At 58.5% G+C, this 16,958-nt stretch carries 14 protein-coding genes and 2 pseudogenes; 8 read left to right on the top strand and 8 right to left on the bottom strand.

What is annotated here, in order from left to right:
- Both H8A95_RS08195 and H8A95_RS08190 read left to right on the top strand, forming a co-directional pair.
- Nucleotides 1-2,052, top strand: a pseudogene (locus H8A95_RS08195) (hypothetical protein); the annotation flags it as partial.
- A 936-nt stretch (nucleotides 2,053-2,988) separates the two neighbouring features.
- Entirely contained in the window at nucleotides 2,989-3,198 is a 210-nt protein-coding gene (locus H8A95_RS08190; RefSeq protein ID WP_229167502.1) for a hypothetical protein, read from the top strand.
- A gap of 177 nt (nucleotides 3,199-3,375) precedes the next feature.
- On the opposite strand, the gene H8A95_RS08185 is transcribed toward H8A95_RS08190, so the two are convergent.
- Complete coding sequence (locus tag H8A95_RS08185) at nucleotides 3,376-3,618, bottom strand: hypothetical protein (RefSeq protein WP_229182705.1); 243 nt, start codon at nucleotides 3,616-3,618, stop codon at nucleotides 3,376-3,378.
- Nucleotides 3,619-3,907: 289 nt separating this feature from the next.
- On the opposite strand from H8A95_RS08185, the gene H8A95_RS08180 reads away from it, so the two are divergent.
- Nucleotides 3,908-5,677: a DNA methyltransferase gene (locus tag H8A95_RS08180; RefSeq protein ID WP_229167504.1), complete on the top strand. Its 1,770-nt coding sequence runs from the start codon at nucleotides 3,908-3,910 to the stop codon at nucleotides 5,675-5,677.
- On the opposite strand, the gene H8A95_RS08175 is transcribed toward H8A95_RS08180, so the two are convergent.
- From H8A95_RS08175 to H8A95_RS08155, 5 genes are all read right to left on the bottom strand, one after another.
- A complete protein-coding gene (locus tag H8A95_RS08175; protein ID WP_229167505.1) occupies nucleotides 5,652-6,251 on the bottom strand; it encodes a hypothetical protein in 600 nt (199 codons plus the stop codon). The genes H8A95_RS08180 and H8A95_RS08175 overlap by 26 nt on opposite strands.
- Nucleotides 6,252-6,362: 111 nt before the next feature.
- Nucleotides 6,363-6,581: a hypothetical protein gene (locus H8A95_RS08170; RefSeq protein ID WP_229167517.1), complete on the bottom strand. Its 219-nt coding sequence runs from the start codon at nucleotides 6,579-6,581 to the stop codon at nucleotides 6,363-6,365.
- Nucleotides 6,582-7,054: 473 nt separating this feature from the next.
- Nucleotides 7,055-7,639 (bottom strand): anthranilate synthase component II, encoded by a 585-nt coding sequence (locus H8A95_RS08165; RefSeq protein WP_229167518.1) that lies wholly within the window; start codon nucleotides 7,637-7,639, stop codon nucleotides 7,055-7,057.
- A complete protein-coding gene (gene pabB, locus H8A95_RS08160; RefSeq protein WP_229167519.1) occupies nucleotides 7,636-9,030 on the bottom strand; it encodes an aminodeoxychorismate synthase component I in 1,395 nt (464 codons plus the stop codon). Before pabB ends, H8A95_RS08165 begins: the two co-directional genes overlap by 4 nt.
- Nucleotides 9,031-9,151: 121 nt before the next feature.
- Complete coding sequence (locus tag H8A95_RS08155; protein WP_229167520.1) at nucleotides 9,152-9,511, bottom strand: Dabb family protein; 360 nt, start codon at nucleotides 9,509-9,511, stop codon at nucleotides 9,152-9,154.
- 288 nt (nucleotides 9,512-9,799) lie between these two features.
- Between H8A95_RS08155 and panD the strand changes: the two genes are divergently transcribed.
- Together panD and H8A95_RS08145 are read left to right on the top strand one after the other, a co-directional pair.
- Nucleotides 9,800-10,153 (top strand): aspartate 1-decarboxylase, encoded by a 354-nt coding sequence (panD, locus tag H8A95_RS08150; RefSeq protein ID WP_229167521.1) that lies wholly within the window; start codon nucleotides 9,800-9,802, stop codon nucleotides 10,151-10,153.
- 715 nt (nucleotides 10,154-10,868) lie between these two features.
- Nucleotides 10,869-11,048, top strand: a pseudogene (locus H8A95_RS08145) (FAD-dependent oxidoreductase); the annotation flags it as partial.
- 395 nt (nucleotides 11,049-11,443) lie between these two features.
- Here the strand turns inward: H8A95_RS08145 and nopM are convergent.
- Entirely contained in the window at nucleotides 11,444-13,186 is a 1,743-nt protein-coding gene (gene nopM / locus H8A95_RS08140; RefSeq protein ID WP_229167522.1) for a T3SS effector NEL-type E3 ubiquitin ligase NopM, read from the bottom strand.
- Nucleotides 13,187-13,540: 354 nt separating this feature from the next.
- On the opposite strand from nopM, the gene H8A95_RS08135 reads away from it, so the two are divergent.
- Nucleotides 13,541-13,762, top strand: a complete 222-nt coding sequence (locus H8A95_RS08135; RefSeq protein WP_229167523.1) for a hypothetical protein — start codon at nucleotides 13,541-13,543, stop codon at nucleotides 13,760-13,762.
- Nucleotides 13,763-14,049: 287 nt separating this feature from the next.
- Here the strand turns inward: H8A95_RS08135 and H8A95_RS08130 are convergent, their stop codons facing one another.
- Nucleotides 14,050-14,322 carry a hypothetical protein gene (locus tag H8A95_RS08130; RefSeq protein WP_229167524.1) on the bottom strand — a complete coding sequence of 91 codons (273 nt, stop codon included), beginning with the start codon at nucleotides 14,320-14,322 and terminating at the stop codon, nucleotides 14,050-14,052.
- 231 nt (nucleotides 14,323-14,553) lie between these two features.
- On the opposite strand from H8A95_RS08130, the gene H8A95_RS08125 reads away from it, so the two are divergent.
- Together H8A95_RS08125 and H8A95_RS08120 are read left to right on the top strand one after the other, a co-directional pair.
- Complete coding sequence (locus H8A95_RS08125; protein WP_229182704.1) at nucleotides 14,554-15,939, top strand: ABC transporter substrate-binding protein; 1,386 nt, start codon at nucleotides 14,554-14,556, stop codon at nucleotides 15,937-15,939.
- 81 nt (nucleotides 15,940-16,020) lie between these two features.
- Nucleotides 16,021-16,956, top strand: a complete 936-nt coding sequence (locus tag H8A95_RS08120) for a carbohydrate ABC transporter permease (RefSeq protein ID WP_229167526.1) — start codon at nucleotides 16,021-16,023, stop codon at nucleotides 16,954-16,956.
- Nucleotides 16,957-16,958 lie beyond the last annotated feature (2 nt).

Genomic DNA, 16,958 nt, shown 5'->3' with positions numbered 1-16,958 from the left:
CATAAGGCCACTGCCCAGGCCAATGGAGGTTATCTTCGCAAATTGAGCCAGTGGCTCTTTGCAAACAACAAGCCGGGAATTGCTGCTCGGCTTGACAACAAGTCGCTGGACAAAGATGCCGAGGCGTTCAGAAAAAGCGGAGGCGAGCGACAGGTCGTTACGGCACTAGCTCATCTCCGGGCCTCCCAGTCTGCGGGCGGGGTCGCACTGAGCGCACGCCACGCCAACCTGAATCCTTATCCGGAGGACGCGGACCTCATCGAAGAGTACAAAGCAGCAGAGTCCCAACCTACTGCCAGGAACTATGCACCCATTCTCACCGGCTTCAGTGACCACCTGCTTAAAAACAACAAGCAGAGCATTGCTGCTCGGCTTTCCGATCCATCGTTGGATGAAGATATCAAGCGCTATCAGGAGGAGCCCGGTAGCAACGCAAAGATCCGTGCCGCGCTGGCTCATCTGCGAAAGTCGCCGGCGGCCGCCCAAGCGATCGAATTCAGGCGCCATGTTCCCCCCGTTCCTGATCCCGAAGAAGCGGTCCTCATGGAGCCGGGGCGCGTCGGGGACGCCGCTGCGCAGGACAGCGCGTCGGAGGGAGCTGTCAGTTCGCCAGTGGTCCTTCCTGCGGTGGGTTACGATCAGGATCTGCTTTGGGCGCTGGCGGACGAAGCTGACCCCTCGTTGCCTCTCGAGCCAACCGCGCGCCATCACTGGTCACCGGACCCCGGAGAATCCTCTCATCCCTTGAACTGGCCCCACGCCCACCAGCAGGCCCCGGACGAGCTGATGGGTGCACTGCCAGGCGAGGAGGTCCTCATCAACGATGAGCATTACGAACCGGAGGCGAGACTAGCGAAGAGGCAGAGGACCTTAGACAATCCGCAAGGTGCCATTGAGCGGCAGCTGAGCGAGATCGAACGTTCAGGCGGCCGCGTGCTGATGCAGGCTCCCATCCAACAACTCGGTGCATCGCCATCGGAGGCGCAGCCCATGATTCAGGCGCGCGGGGACGAATACACTCGGGCGCCGCATCCAGTCACGACGGATGTCGGCGCTGTTGGTTCGCCAGTGGTCCTTCCTGCGGAAGGCTACAATCGGGATCTGCTTTGGGCGATGGTGGAAGACCGCCCACCGTGGTCCGGGCACGCCTCCCCTGAGCAAGCGCAGGAGGCAGAAAAAGTTGGACGGCAGGAACCTGCCGGGTCAGCTTCCACGTGGTCGCTGCAGGTGCCGTCCAACTTTGATTGGAGTAGCAGTCGGCCCGAGGAGATTCGGGGACTGCAGGATGATCAACCCGCTCCGTCGGTTTTCGTCCAAGAGCACGTCGCGTTCGACCCAGAGCAGATGTCTCCGGGGAAGCTTCGGCGAGTGCTCGATCATCTGGATGATCAATCTATGGCTTCTCCGGCCTCCGTCGATCCAGAGGAGCTTCTCCGACTGGAACAGGAGCTTCGCCGGGGCATTCAGGGAGGGCAGAATAATCAACCCGCTCCATCGTTTTCCGTCGGTCCGGATTTCGATCCAGAACAGTTCACTTTTGAACCGGGGGCGCTTCGGCGACTACTGGATGATGAACCGGCGCCCTTCGAAGTGGATCATGTAGCCCGCCATCGTGAAGACGCGGTACTGATCGAGCCGAGGCGCGTCGACAAGGCCGTTGCGCAGGACAGCGCGTGGCAGGAAGCCGGCAGTCGGCCCGAGGAGATTCGGGGACTGCAGGATGATCAACCCGCCCCGTCGGTTTTCGTTCAAGAGCACGTCGCGTTCGGCCCAGAGATGTCTCCGGGGGAGCTTCGGCGAGTGCTCGATCATCTGGATGATCAAGCCATCCCTGCGCCAGCCTCCGTCGATCCAGAGGGGCTTCTCCGACTGGAACAGGAGCTTCGCCAGGGCATTCAGGGAGGGCAGAATAATCAACCCGCTCCATCATTTTCCGTCGGTCCGGATTTCGATCCAGAACAGCTCACTTTTGAACCGGGGGAGCTTCGGCGACTACTGGATGATGAACCGGCGCAGTTGGGGGCATCTAGCTCAGGCCCGGCAGATCAGTAGGCTTACGAGCCGGGCCCGCTGCTGAATCTATCAATGTACCTCCCCTGGACTTCCAGCACGGCCCCCAATGGGCGTCGGAAGACTTCATGCAAGGGATAGCTCGCACAACCTGCTGCCGAGCGCGTCTCAGCCGGAGACAAAATCCCTGTCGGCGGCGTGAACTACACGGCCACATTGCAGGAGGATCAGATTTTTCTGCGCCCAACATGCGCGTTTCGGGTGAGAGCCGCCGCCATCCGGTCACTGTTCGCAAGGCGCAAAGCGGTCGGTCAAGCGTGACGTCTTCGATTGGGGAGCTTTTGTTGGACGTCGAAATTTTGCAGATCGCCCGATTCGTGTCAGGCTGTTGGTGGGTTTGATCGTCCACGCGAGACCGTATACATCATTGGCCATGAGGCCGGGGGCGAACGCGCTGTCCAAGGCGTAAGCCCAAAAGCGTTCGACGTGTTCTCGCACGTGATCAACCCCCGTCTGCCACGGGCGCGGCTTTGATCAGCCAGCGAGAACCAACCAATGGCATCACAACAAGAAGCAGACCAACTCTTGCGCGAATGGCAAGAGCAGCGCGAACACCGTGCTCCGCAGTGTCGCTTGGACACGAAGGGGAGAAAAGTTAATGATGGTGGAGCTACAATTCGTCCCGCTGAACTGGGGTTTGCGCTCTTCATCTAGCTGGTTGCGTTGCGCGAAGAGCTTCGGTGCGTGCCAAGCCGTTGCCGCGATATGTCGAGCGCAATCCTCGAAATGGACGGCTATCGTTTCGCGTCGACGGCGCGCGCACTCCGTTGCCGAACGATACGACGTCGCCGGAATTCCGCGCGGCTTATTCTCGGGCACTTGTCGATGCCACGGCTGCAGAAAGCGATGCGGATGACTGGTCAGAGCTAGAGCGTTTTCATGCTGCGCAACGGGTCGAGCGAGCAGGGGAGTTGCATCATGAGTGAACCGGTAACGATCGAACGCCTCGAACGCGCGCTCGCGATTGCTGCGTACGTCGTCGTGCAGCATGGTCCGCAGTACGCACCCCTCTACAACCGCTTGGACGAGGAGCTGGCGGCCATGCGCGAGAGGGAGAATACCGTAGGGCGCGCCAAGCGCCTGCTCGAAACCTACGGCGGCCCGAGCCTCGCGCTCGCAGCAGGATGAGTTGGACATCAGGTGTTCAAAGCACCGCGGCCCAACCGTGCCGGTTCCATAGCAGGTGAGTAGATGAGGTCCCAGATCATCTCCGGGGCCTCGTGCTTTTACTGGACCTTGTCCGTCAGCTTTTTCATGGCCACAAGCATATCGGACGCGAGCGCTCCCACAGTTTTGGAGTCTATGTCACCGGTCGGTGAAGCCAAGATTGTAGAGCCCGGTTCGGTCGGCTCCGCTATATTTCACGTTGCATACAGCAGGCAGGATCCGAGTCGGCGTCACGATGTGCCCGAAAGCGTCATCTGCGGAGGCTTCGCAACAGGAAATCAAGAGAGCAAAGAGAAGCGCGAAATATCTGGCCATGATGCATTTCCACTGTGTTCGTGCAGCCCTGACGATGACGAGGCTGGCGCCGATCAGCTCAACCACTCCTAGTTGTGCGCGGAGTCAAGCTCGCGAAAGATGGCCTGGCCGCTCTGGCGCCGCATGCTGCTGAATCCGATTAATGATTCTGTTGTCTAGTCGCGCGTGCCCAGCCGGCGGCCCTAGCATCCCGCCGCTGACCTGCGGAGAGCTCGTCGATCCTTTCGAGCCGCGAGGCTTCTTTACGGTGCGCTAACCACGCTCGAAACATAGCTGGAGCGACAACCCACGGTTAAACCGGGTGCAACCGGTTGTATCAGACTATCCGCTCCCGTGTGAGGACGGGGGTTCTGTCGTGGCTAAGTCGAATAGGACTGCGGGCAATCGCCTGTATTTTGGTGACAATCTAGACTGGTTGCAGCGGATCGAGTCAAACACCGTTGACTTGGTGTATCTGGATCCGCCCTTTAACTCCAACGCCACGTACAACATTCTATTTCGCTCCCCGGTGGCTGAGGATGCATCATCACAAATCGCCGCCTTCGATGATACGTGGACTTGGGAGAATGGCGCTGAACGAGCTCTCGATCACACTCGGACGCTGAGCCTCGATGCATTCATGCTTCTGGACGCTCTTCGCCGGACCTTTCTGCAGGAAGGCGACGTAATGGCATATCTCGCTATGATGGCTCCGAGGTTGCTTGAAATGCGTCGGGTCATGAAGCCGACCGCAACGCTCTATTTGCACTGTGATCCGAGCAACAGCCACTACCTAAAAATGCTCCTTGACTGCGTGTTCGGGGGGCAGGGTTACATCAACGAAATTAGTTGGAAGAGGACGACAGCCAAATCAGATTATGCGCAGGGAGCGACGCATTATCCCCGCGTGCGCGACGTGCTCTTAGTTTATCGGAAGGACACGACCGCAGCAGCGACCTTTACTCAGCAGTTCGCGGCATACGATGAAGCATACATTGCGAAGAAGTACGGTCTTAAAGACCCTGATGGCCGGGCCTATCAGCTCGATAACATCACTGGACCGGGTGGCGCCGCCAAGGGCAATCCCTCATACGAGGTGATGGGAGTGACGCGGTATTGGCGCTACTCGCGTGAGAAAATGAGCGATCTGATATCCAAAGGTCTGATAGTTCAACCTAGGCCCGGCGCCGTCCCGAGATTTAAGCGATACCTGGACACGATGCCGGGAGTCACGGTGAGTGACGATTGGGGCGATATCAGCGCCATAAATTCGCAGGCTAAAGAGCGCCTTCACTACCCCACACAAAAGCCACTGCAGCTTCTCGAAAGAATACTAGCCACATCAAGCAAAAAGGGTGACTTGATCCTAGACCCGTTTTGCGGGTGCGGTACCGCGATTCACGCAGCGGAAAAGATGGGCCGCGGGTGGATCGGGATTGATGTTACGTACCTTGCCATTCAGGTCATACAAGACCGTTTCAAGACGTGGCTGCCACATGCGGAGTACGAAGTTGACGGCATACCTCGCGACGAACTGTCTGGTAGGAAATTGGCGGCGCTCGATCCCTACCAGTTCCAGCTTTGGGCGGTGGGCAGAGTTGGTGGACAACCGCGCGGGAAGGGCGCTGATCGCGGCATTGATGGTGAAATCATCTTTATGCGAGGCGCTAAGGATTACGGCAGAGCGATCGTCTCAGTTAAGGCCGGAAAAAATGTCAATCCGGATATGGTCAGGGCATTAAAGGGGACAGTTGAGCGCGAAGGCGCGCACATGGGCGTCTTTGTTTGTCTCGATCAGCCATCGAAAGAGATGCGAACCGAAGCTGCGACAGGTCGCAACATAGAACTGCCGGGTGGCATACGGCCTCGCATTCAAATCGTTACGCTCGCCGACCTTCTTACGGGACCGAATTTGGGGATCATAACCAATTTGAACACGGTGCAAGTTGCAGTCGCCGCGAGAGCGGAAGATCGCAAGAAGCCCAAGCGCGGTCCCACCCCGGCGGAGGTCAGGGAGTCGCCCCGCTTCAAGTATCCAATTCGGGGAGGGAAATCGAAAGTCCAAGAAACTCTCCCGATGGACGAGCCTCTTTTGATAGCTCCGCAACCGCGATCCAAAGTCAAACGCCGGCGCAGATCGGCTTAGCTCTGGCGCCGGAAGGCGGGGCGCTCTGATGTGTCGTCTCAATAGCGGCGCGCCCCATCGTTGCCAGGAGCGTCGGCCAGATCGCTGCTACGAAATTCGTCTTTCGGTATGCATTCAGGAAGTACAGCGGCTGAGTCGAGTTTAGGGGCTTTGCATAAAGGTCCAGCAAGACGTGCTCGGGCAGTTCGGATAGTATCGCGGTAAGTCCCTCCGAGTTCTCGTAGGAACGGTAGCCAACGGTGTCGAAGAGACCATCCTTCTGGATGTCTTCAGCTGCGCCTTTGAATGATACATTGACGACCGGTGCGATCGATTTGCGCTTACCGATGCTGTAGCCGATCTTGTAGTAGACGTTCAGATTTGGACGGGTGACGTCGCGGATCAAAACATCTGCGGTCTCGATACCGGCTCTGACTTCATTCGGAATCACGGACCCGAAAATTTCGAGTTGGGGCCAAGCAGTGATCCGAGCCTTCGGTGAATTCTCAACCGCCTTCACAGCGCGGGCGATGTCAGACGCCAAATCAGGTGGAGCGGCCGGGTAGGCCGCATATCCAACCCTGAACTTTGCCATGCTGCTCCCCTGTGGCGGAGGGGGTGGGATTCGAACCCACGATACTCTTGCGCGTTGAATGGCTTCGCGTCCCGTCGAGCTCGGCCCCGGGGACAAGTGTCCACTCCAACATCAACTCTCACTTTCCGCGCTGCGATTCAGTTCACGATTAACGCGATCCTTGACTCGACGGACCGCAAGAAGCTGCAATCTCGTTTGGGTCTTGCCGCTGATCGTCTTGCCATCGATCTTGAAACTGTAGCGCCATTGGCCTGGCAACGCTTCTTGAATGCTGAATTGCACGCCTCTGTGTTGCATAAAATCTTCCAGCCCCATCACGCCCGTTGCCAATGTCCGGCGCCGCGTCGATCGAGTGCAGATTTGATCTATGACTCTTCAATCATGAGAGCGTTGAGCTGACACCGAAAGAGGCCGCCGATCCTATAGGACCGGCGGCGAAGTCAAGGGAGGAAACGCCCGTTAGGGCAGCGGCAGCGAGACTACCGCAAGGCACCGCCAAATCTCTTGGCGGATCTCGAATTAGCATTTTTCGTGACGAGGCTAGAGGATGATCCGCCTACTCATCGAATGGAGATGATGCGAACAGGGCTACGCAGTACTGGCTTCAAGTAGTTCAATTGAGCCTGCACTAAAAGTAAAAGTTGCGTACGCCGCGTACAAATTGAGCTCTTTCGCGCTCTCTCGTTACACCTTCAACAGGTCAGCGCCGTTCGTGCGACATTGTACCGAGCCAGCTTCTCAAGTGGGCAGCTTGCCATCCGTTCGCGAGCCAGGCAGCGCGGGTGCGCGAGAAATCGCCGAGCTCAGGCTCGGAAACTGTCCGCCAATCGCAAGAAATTCATGAGCAACACGTGACCTTGTTGAGTAAGTACCGACTCCGGGTGGAACTGTAGGCCATAAGTTGGTTGATGCCGATGTGCCAAAGCCATGATCTCACCTTCATTCGAACGGGCTGTCACCACGAGATACTGCGCGTCCGTCTCATCGAGTTCGACTGCCAGAGAATGATAGCGTCCAACGGAAAGCGGAGACGGGAGTTGTTCGAACAACCCTCGGCCGTCATGCGTTATGCGTGAGGCTCGGCCGTGCATGGGGCAACGTGCCCGCGCCACGCGACCGCCGAAAACGCTCCCAATACATTGGTGCCCAAGACAGATGCCAAGAATTGGAACGCGACCCGAAAGTTCGCGGACGACGGCAGTGGATATGCCGGCCTCCATTGGCGTGCAGGGGCCGGGAGAGATCACGATTGCACGCGTCTGGAGCGCAGTGAGGTCGGTGAAGCTGATCGCGTCATTCCGGACGACTTGCGTCTCTTCACCGAGCTCGCGGAAATAGCGCGCAATATTGAACACGAAGGAGTCGTAATTGTCGATGATCAAAATCAAAATACACCAGATAGATCGACACCAAAGGCGTCGAAGAGCCGCTGTGCCTTGGCAAGCGTCTCCTCATACTCGGCTTCAGGATCCGACATCGCCGTTATTCCACCCCCTGCATGAAAGACGGCCAGGTCGTCGTCGATCACCACGGTGCGGATCGCAATGTTTGTGTCCATCTGTCCATTGAATCCAATGAAGCCGATTGCCCCGCAATAGACCTCTCGCGCCACTCCCTCGATGTCCGCAACGATCTCCATTGCTCGCACCTTTGGAACGCCGGTAACGGAGCCGCCCGGAAAGCAGGCGCGAAGCAGACTGACGGCGTCTTGGTCCGCAGCAAGCGCGCCCCTGACAACCGAGACGAGATGATGCACTGACGCATAGGATTCCAGGTTGCACAGTGCGGTAACCTCGACCGAATTGTCGGTACAAACGCGTGACAGATCGTTGCGCAGCAGGTCGACGATCATGATGTTTTCGGCACGATCCTTCTCGGACGCCAGAAGGAGTTCGGCGCGGCGTCCATCATCCGCGGAATCGGCGCAACGCGCGATCGTGCCTTTGATCGGGCGCGTTTCGACCCGCCGCCCGTCAAGTTTCAGAAATCGCTCGGGCGAGCTCGATGCGATAGTCAGCCTCTCGTAGCGCAAGAGAGCCGCGAATGGTGCCGGGTTCAATGACCGGAGCTGGCAATAAAAGGTGAGCGGATCGAACAGGGGCGAAACCCTGGCACTGAAGCGTTGCGCGATGTTCGCCTGGAATATATCTCCCTCCAAGATCAAACCGACGACGCGCTGGACCGCTGCGATGAAGCGTTCACGGCTATAGTTCGAATGCCATGTGCCCGCCGTGCCGGGGATTATGATCCGCGGCGATCTTGGCCTGGCAAGCAGTGCTGCAAACTCGTCGGCGCGACGACGCGCGCGCTCGGCTCGTCGAGTGAGGTCCCGCTCCGGCCATCCGGTCGAGACGATCCAGCACCTGTGGTCCCGGTGATCGAAGCTGACCACCACATCGTAAAAATGCAGGATTGATTGGGGCAACCGGAGACCGGGAATTGAGGGCGCCGGCAGCCGCTCGAGCGTTCGGTTCAGATCGTAAGCAAGGAAGCCGGCTGCGCCGCCCTGGAACGGGGGAAGATCGGGGCGATGCGCTTCTTTGTATCTGGCAAGAAGGTCGCGGAGGACTTTCCATGGATCGCCTATAAGTGCCTCTCCATTCCAACTTGCTTGTCCATTGGCAACCAAATAGGTGCTGAACGGCTCGCAGGCCAGATATGAGTAACGCCCAAGCAGCTCATGGCGTGTCGCGCTATCGAGAAAGGTAAGGTGTGGCCGCTTCGCAAGGCATCGCAGCGCGTTGACAGGATCAATCCACGGCAACTCGCGGACATTCATGGGCTAAGCTATCGGTTGCCGACGACCAGCAGGTTGCGAGGCCCGCTCCGATCGTGATGCCGTCTTGGAACAAACGCTCCTTCCGTCCGATGCGTACAAGACCGTGAGTTCGATCATCAGGCTACTTGCGGCTGGATGGTCGGCTGCGCCGAGCAACTTGGCTTAGGCCTGCGGTTCCGGCGAAATACACATTTGTTGACAGCTCGTAGTCAGCCGCAAACCGCAGCTCCCGGAGTGGCCGTACGCGCCGGATCGCTTCTCGATACAAATCGTGCGTTTTGTACGCAGCGAGATCCGCCTCGCTGTCGAATTCACCATACACCACGACATCGATGTCGTTGCCCAGCTGATCGCCCTTGCCGTTGCGGGCAATCTCGAGCCGGCGTGCACTTGGGATAGAGGTAAGAACCGACAGACCTTCAATGATTTGGTCGATATCGGCCTTTTCCTTGGCTGTGAAGAAGACGATGTGACGGATCATGGTGGCCGTAAATCTAACGCGCAAGTTGGCTGCCTTCTATATCGGGATCTAGCTCGAGGCAATGCCGGTTGGCTTCGACAGCCGAAGAAAGGGCACGATCGGCGAACGTCCAGACGCCGTGTTTTGGGCCGACGCGAATTCGATCTTCGTGGGCAACTTGCTTTTGACAAACCGTGATCGTAAGTCGACGCAACGCGATTGGCCGGCCCGGCACGACGTCAGGTCCGCAACCTCGCTCGGTCAAACAGCGCAGCACGTGCACCGTGAACACTTCAGGATAGACGATCCATGCAGGTCACATTGATGAAGGGAAAAATCCATCGCGCCTCGGTGACCCAGGCCGATCTGCACTATGAAGGCTCGATATCGATAGATCGTAGGTTGCTGGATGCGGCGGGTTTCTTGATCAACGAACGCGTCGAAATCTACAATATCGAAACCGGAGCGCGGTTCGCCACTTATGTGATCGAGGCTCCGGAAGGATCGGGCACAATAGGTCTAAATGGCGCGGCCGCGCGACTCGCGATGACCGGGGACAAAGTGATCATCGTTGCATATGCCTCTTTTGACGAGATGGAAGCCAATGCATTCAAGCCGCGCATCGTGCTGGTTGATGCGGAAAATCGCATCTTGGCGGCCTGAAAGCGAAAGGGTCGAATCATTTGGCATTCGACAGGCCATGGACTCCTGCTCGATACAGCGGAAACAATGAGCTTAATCGAGCCGACCAACGTGACCGAGTACGTAAGCCGCCGTGTACCTTTTCGAATGACACCACCGGCTGCGCTGCTTCAGGCCGCGGACAGGGCTGATGGTGCTTCGAATGGTGATTTCGCGCCAGCAAGCGCAGCGCGTATGAAGACGGCCATCTTGGCTACTCGAGGGCGGAAGGCGGTCGGGGCGACGGGGCGGGGCTCCTGCGCAGCTAGCGGGGAGCACGACAGTCTCGAAGCGGTAGCTGCCCTCTTCTTTTGGGAAGAGACGGCGGTTGTTCTTTGGCAAGATTATCGTGATCGATGAAGCGAAAGTCGGCCCAGCCCGCTCGGCGCCGCCACAAATAATCGTGCGCACAAGTCGAAACGCGAAACTGTGGCGGCCGATAGGGGGCGATCGATGTTTCCGGCCAGAGAAGCCGTACAGTGGTCGCTCGACGCGTACCGTTTTTTCATCTGTTTGGATACATCCTGCCGCACGTAAATTCCTTGGTCCGATCCGAACAATATTTGTGCGTCGACAACAATCTCAATCTGTCACAACGCATGAAACGCACTCAGGGATGGCGCGATGGCATGCGCGGCAAACTTCCATCGTCCAACATATTAAGTTCGACATCCGGCCGCTTGCAGAGCGCAACAGAGCATCGATCTTGCCCGAACGGCAGGGAGCCTGGGATACAAAGCAGATGCTCAGGTCATTTCGCTTCGACCGCACAGGTCGTTTTGGCAGTATCGGCGCTCCCAGGGGGCCCGGTACAGCGGTTCACAAAGCGTGGGCGATCCGATCCTTGCGCAGGTTGTTTCCGCAACTCGCGGATATTGGGACCGCAACGTAATCGCTTGCATAGCCGCCGGTCTCATGCTGGCCCACTCGGTCAAATCGCCAGCCGGATTAGCCGAATAGGCACGGAGAGCGAAATTATCTGTCGTCGGCACAGCGGGCGCCCTCATTGTCGTCTGAAACGTAGCAATGGCAGAGCTGTCGCGTTGTCCATCACGGGTCGCGTTGGGAACGTCACTGTCCGCAAAACGATGATGCGATGAGCCAGCTCAGCTGCCCAAGCCGGGCAGCCAGCTGACCGCTGTAGGAATTGGAGTGTCTGGACCCTTCAAGGGGGAATGCTAGATGAACGGCTACGTTTGATGCAGCACGATAGCGGCGGCGACGTCTGCGCCCAGCCGCTCATGGGGAACAGGGAAAACAGCGGCTTCCTCATTATTCGAGGCCACGCTCTGCGAGCACCCGGTGCATGACCTCGCCTTTGATCTCGCCTGCGATTTCGTTTCGGACTTGGGCTCCGAGCACCCGCTCGGCATCCGGGTCGCCTAGCAGACCATGCTCGGCCAGTCGCTGCTCCAACCGGGTTTGAAACTCCTCGCCCATGGCCTCGACGAGGCGGTCTTGCATTGCTGCATGTTCGTCCGGGGCGATGCGCCTCAGCACCGTCTCCCAGGGTTGCCAGCGGGTTGCCATGTAGTCGGTGAATTGGTTCGCTTCCTGCTCCCGAACCAGGTCCAGCGCCCGCGCCGCATCATCCGGGGTCACGTGAGAGACCGCCAGGAAGCGCATGTCAGGGGCGACGTGACTGAGCTCGAGCGGCTCGCGCAGCAAATGTTGATAGGCCAGGTAGACTTCGACGTCGTCTATGCTCGGGTCGACGCTGAGGAGCGAGTTGACCCTGTCGCGCGCGATCGCGTCCAGCGCCTCCAAGCGGAACGCAACACGGCCGCGCTGGATCAGTTCGCCAAGCCGATCGTCATATCGACCGTCCTCGACGTCAGCGTTAAGGCGCGCGGTCTGCATACCGTTCCAGTGCAAAGTAACACGATCCTCGCAGCTCGCGTTGGCCTCGGAAGCCTGTGTGAAAAACTGCTCGCGCAATCTCGGATTGGCCGCCGCCTGTCGCAGGTCATCAGCCACTGCCTGCCGAAACTCGCCATTGCCATAGTTCACGGTCCCTCGCAGCCTCTCCAGGAACCGCGCGTAGTCCTGGGCGCCAGGCTCATCCGCAAAGTGCTGCCATTCGGCCAGCGTCGCCGGGTCGTCGGCGAGCCAGTGCGCGGCAGCCTCATATAAAGATTGCTGTGCAAGCTGCGGTGGCATTGCAACCGCCGCCAGATTAGCGAGGACATCGTCCGGCAGCGGGTTATCCCCGAACTCGAGGTTCTCCAAATGCGGGTAGTTGAGACTAAGATGCGGTACAAGACCCTCAACAAGACCCTCAGGCAGGCTGGTCAGCTGGTTGCCGCTAAGATTGAGCGATTGGAGCGTGCTCGGAAGGGGGTCGGGGAGGTTGGCCAATTGATTGCTGCTGACATCGAGTTCAATGAGCCCCCATGGGAGGGATTCGGGGAGGTCGGTCAGGTGATTTCCACTAACCGCGAGCGAAGTGAGCCTGCTCGGGAGAGGGTCGGGCAGGCTACTGAGTCGGTTGTCATTTGCGTTCAGGATCTCGAGCCCCGCCGGGAGGTTGGCCGGCAGACCGGTCAAGCTGTTATCGGCCACCTCTAGCCGGGAGAGAGTCGCCGGAAGAGCGTCCGGCAAACTGGTCAACCGGTTATGGCTAATGAGAAGATGCTGGAGACCGGGTGGGAGCGTAGCGGGCAGGCTGCTTAGCTCGTTGTGCCTGGCGCGCAGTTCCAGCAACCTTGGCGGCAGGGCGGCGGGCAAAGCGGTCAGGGAGAGGGAGGACAAATCTAGCGAATGCGAGCCCGTGTTGTCCGCAGCCCTAATTCGCGAGCGCCCCTCTCGCCGATTCTCGGCTTCGCCCCGCCCCTCTTCGGCAACCCAGTTTTCCAGGACCCGCGCGCGCGAGGAGGCGGGGGTCCGATACCCTGTCAAGGCTTCGACCCAATCCGCCACGGCTCGGTTGAAGCCGCCGAGGTAGCTTTCCTGCTCCCCCTCATCAAAAGTGTCCGGGGAAGAACCTGCACTCCGCTGCGCCTGTCCTGCGTCCATCAATTTCTCCATCGTCAGAACAAAGAATACGCCCGCCGCTTCTCAGCCGCGAAGCAGGTGGTTGTGATGGCCATTCGAGAGCCAGCGCACGTGCGCTGCGGCTCCAGCCCCGACTCGAGCCGATACAGGTTCACACGAATCCCACCGCGGCAAATGGATCGATACTGGCTGCGAGGCTTCCTGCCATTTCGTTGACCAGATAAGTCCGGAGGACCGTCAACGTGGAAGCGTTCTGCCCTTAGCAAGCCTACCTGTCGATCAGCTGACGAGTGGCGCTGCCGAACATCCTTTCGCTCGACTGTTGCCATCAGCGACCAAAGTGGGTCCACCTTGCGTAGCCGATATCGGCGACACTTGGCCGATCTGCCGTTGGCCCGGCGGGTCGTATCGCTCCTGGTGATCACCCGCCGCTTCCGCTGCGACGCCGTCCTGTGCGGACGCCAGATCTTCCTGAGCATTTCGCCGACGGATATTGGCGCCATCGGCGCGACGCACGGGCGCGGCTGGACGCTATCGTCCATTATCTCGATCTGGTGCTTGGCGGCCGACCCGCAGCGGGCTTCGCAAAACGCCTGATGCTGCCAGTAAGCAGACACGCTTCTGCGTGTGTCCGACGCCGCAGCCGTTCGCCGGCCGATTGCCTCAAGGTCATCGGCGTCGACGACTGGGCCTGGCTGCGCAATCACCGATACGCCGGCATCATCCGCAATCTAGAAAGGCGTCACCTTGCTGTCGGATCGCGAGCCCGTGACCGCCCAGCGCGAAGGGGCGAGGTGTTTCGGACGTCCTGCCCGCCTAAATTGACGATCGCAGCGACAATCTTCTGGCTTAGCTGATCGTGCAAGCCTTTCCGGCCGATCCCGTCAACACCGGCCCGGCTTTGTTCTGGAAGACGCCGTCATTTCAAGTTCCCTGGAGCCGGTGGACGGCGACGAGAACGCCGGAATTGTCTTCACCCAGGCCTCCCAGAAAGCCACATGGCGCGTTGTGTCCGGCATGACAGCCGGTCTCGTTACGCAGTTACCAATCTCTTCGTCATCTTCGGTCCACATCGGGGTTGGCGCCACGTCGAGGTCACCGACCGTCACGTCGCTGTGGACTGCACTCACTGCATGCGTGATCTTGCCGACGTCCATTATCCCGCCGCCTGCCATGACCCGCCATGAAAGAGGAAGCATAGGCGAACAGCTAGTCCAGTCGGGGCAAATTCCCTGAATCGCGGAGTCTTGGATCTTGCCCAATCTTACCCAACGTTCGTTTGAAAAGCCGCTCTAGGTGGAAAAATGACGGATTAGCATCCCTGCACTGCGGCCCTGGAAGAGGAGGGCGCGTGGGTTTACGGGCCAAAGAGCCCAGAGGAGGGAATGATGACAAGGAAGCTCGCCGCTTTTCGCGGTTGTTCGATGAGTCTTGCCCGAAACGTTCTCATCTGCTCCACGCTTTTGGCCGGAACGGCCATGGCGTTTACCCAAGCCAAGGCTGACGATATCAATTGGCGCCAGTTCGAAGGCGCGTCGATCGTCTGGGCCTACGACATTCATCCGTATGCCGACGCGGTCGCGGCCCAGTTGCCGGAGTTCGAGAAGCTCACGGGCATCAAAGTGACGCCGGAGCTTTATCCGGACGATGCCTATTGGAATAAGTTGACAATCCAGCTCAGTACCAAGTCATCGAGCTGGGACGTTGTGGGTACGGGCATTCAACCAGCTTGGGATCTTGCGCCAGGTCAATTGCTTGAGCCGCTCGACCGCTATCTGAACGATCCGAAACTCACGGCGGCGGGTTACGACTACAAGGATTTCTTCCCTGCACTTCGGGATGCGCTGACCTGGAAGGTCAAAGAAGGGCAGATCGAGCCGGGAAGCGGACAGGTCTGGGCCATTCCGCATGGCTTTGAGAACATCCAGCTGTTCTACCGCAAGGACATCCTCGATAAGTACGGCGTTAAGGTCCCAACGACTCCGCCGGAGATGTCCGCGGCCTGCGAAAAACTGAAGGCTGCGGACCCCGCGATCACACCTTTGGGCGTGCGCGGCGTGCGATTTTGGAGCAGCATCTACACGGCTGCGATCTCGATTGCCAGGTCCTACGGGGTGCATGATTTCGTCGTCAAGGACGGCAAGGTGGACACCGGCCTCGACTCGCCAGAGTCGATCGCGTTCCACAAGGACTATGTGGACATGATCAAGAAGTGCGCGGCTCCGTCCTTTGCCAACGACAACTGGTATCAGGTGGTCGATGGCATCAATTCGGGAAGAACGGCGATGGCGATCGATTCCAATATGTTTGGCTTTTGGAATGACGTGGCCGGCAAGCCTGCCTCGGGGAAGATCGCGTTCGCCCCTCCGCTGCGCGCTCCCAACAGCAAGAATTTCGAATCCAACATCTGGATCTGGTCTCTTGCGATGAATGCCGCGTCTCGGAAGAAGGGGGCAGCCTGGATGTTCATCCAATGGGCAACGTCGAAGCAGGTCGAGCTGAACAGCGCCGTCGCCGGCAAGCTCGTTAACTCTCCGCGTGCCTCTACCTGGAGTGACAAGGCCTGGCTCGAATATGCGGCAAAGCCGGAGTTCAATAACTTCGTCGATACGTTCAAGACCGTGCAGGATAGAGCGAAACTCGCATTTACAGCTCGTGTTGGCTTTGCAGAAGCAATGAATGCTTGGGCCGTCGCTATGCAAAAAATGGTCAATGGAGCTGACGTGAAGGCCACGCTGGCCGACCTCGCCTCCGAGATCCGCTCGTCCATGTGAAACGCGCTGGGCGGAGAGCACATCGCCGCCCCTGCATTTTAAAGATGAAGTGAGATGGACATCCGAGGATCCCACGGAATCGTGACGCTGCAGTCTTCGACCAGCCAACTTGCATCGCCAAAAGACAAGGCGGTCACGAGCGCACAGGATTCGCGCCTTGATTGGTGGAGCATTGCCGCAATCACGCCCGCTATCATCGTACTTCTTGGTTTTCTTTTCCTGTTTTTCTATGGCGTGTTTCAGTCGCTGACCGATCTCAAGTTCGGTCGGCCTCTAGTCCACTTCATCGGCCTCAACAACTACGCGGCGTTGATCAAGACAGGAGATTTTTGGAACAGCGTTCGTGCCACTCTCGTTTACGCCGGTTCGGCAGTGCTTGCGCAAGCTGTATTGGGTCTGGCGCTTGCCAAGCTGTTCGCAACTGACGTCTTCCTGGCGCGTGTGATGCGGCCCGTCATTCTCTTGCCGCTCGTCCTGCCTCCGATGAGCGTAGCGCTCATGTGGACGACAATGATGGACCCGCAAAACGGGATTATGAACTACCTGCTCTCCCTTGCGGGCATAAGCCGATTTGCATGGATTTCAGATCCAAACACGGCGATGTTCTCGCTGGTCCTTATTGACGTGTGGACCTATACGCCATTCTTCGCGCTAATCATCTTCGCCGGTCTTCAGGGCATCAATGAAGAGATCAAGGAGGCCGCGCGTGTAAATGGCGCGAAGGGGTGGGCAACCTTCTTGCACATCGAGTTGCCGCTGATTACGCCATACATTCTGATCGCCGCCGTGTTTCGGCTGATCGAATCCCTCAATCAGTTCGACATCATTTTTGGGACAACGCAAGGTGGGCCTGGAAATAGCACATCAGTACTTTCGGTGCGGGCTTACATTACCGCGTTCCAGAATCTCGCCTTTGGGCGTGGTGCCGCACTTATGGTCGTCAATTGGATGATCGTGTTGATCGGAACGTTTGCCATGGTGAAGCTATGGCGCCTCGTTCGGCAGCGCGTAGGCTGAGG

This window comes from Bradyrhizobium oropedii (assembly GCF_020889685.1).
Taxonomy (GTDB): Bacteria; Pseudomonadota; Alphaproteobacteria; order Rhizobiales; family Xanthobacteraceae; genus Bradyrhizobium; species Bradyrhizobium oropedii.
Note: the sequence above shows the minus strand (reverse complement) of the source record. Positions and strands in the feature narration are given on the sequence as shown.

Coding starts and splice junctions, on each gene's coding strand:
- H8A95_RS08130 (WP_229167524.1), bottom strand. CDS start 14,322: ATGGACGTCGGCAAGATCACGCATGCAGTGAGTGCAGTCCACAGCGAC.
- H8A95_RS08125 (WP_229182704.1), top strand. CDS start 14,554: ATGACAAGGAAGCTCGCCGCTTTTCGCGGTTGTTCGATGAGTCTTGCC.
- H8A95_RS08175 (WP_229167505.1), bottom strand. CDS start 6,251: ATGGCAAAGTTCAGGGTTGGATATGCGGCCTACCCGGCCGCTCCACCT.
- panD (WP_229167521.1), top strand. CDS start 9,800: ATGCAGGTCACATTGATGAAGGGAAAAATCCATCGCGCCTCGGTGACC.
- H8A95_RS08190 (WP_229167502.1), top strand. CDS start 2,989: ATGAGTGAACCGGTAACGATCGAACGCCTCGAACGCGCGCTCGCGATT.
- pabB (WP_229167519.1), bottom strand. CDS start 9,030: ATGAATGTCCGCGAGTTGCCGTGGATTGATCCTGTCAACGCGCTGCGA.
- nopM (WP_229167522.1), bottom strand. CDS start 13,186: ATGGACGCAGGACAGGCGCAGCGGAGTGCAGGTTCTTCCCCGGACACT.
- H8A95_RS08155 (WP_229167520.1), bottom strand. CDS start 9,511: ATGATCCGTCACATCGTCTTCTTCACAGCCAAGGAAAAGGCCGATATC.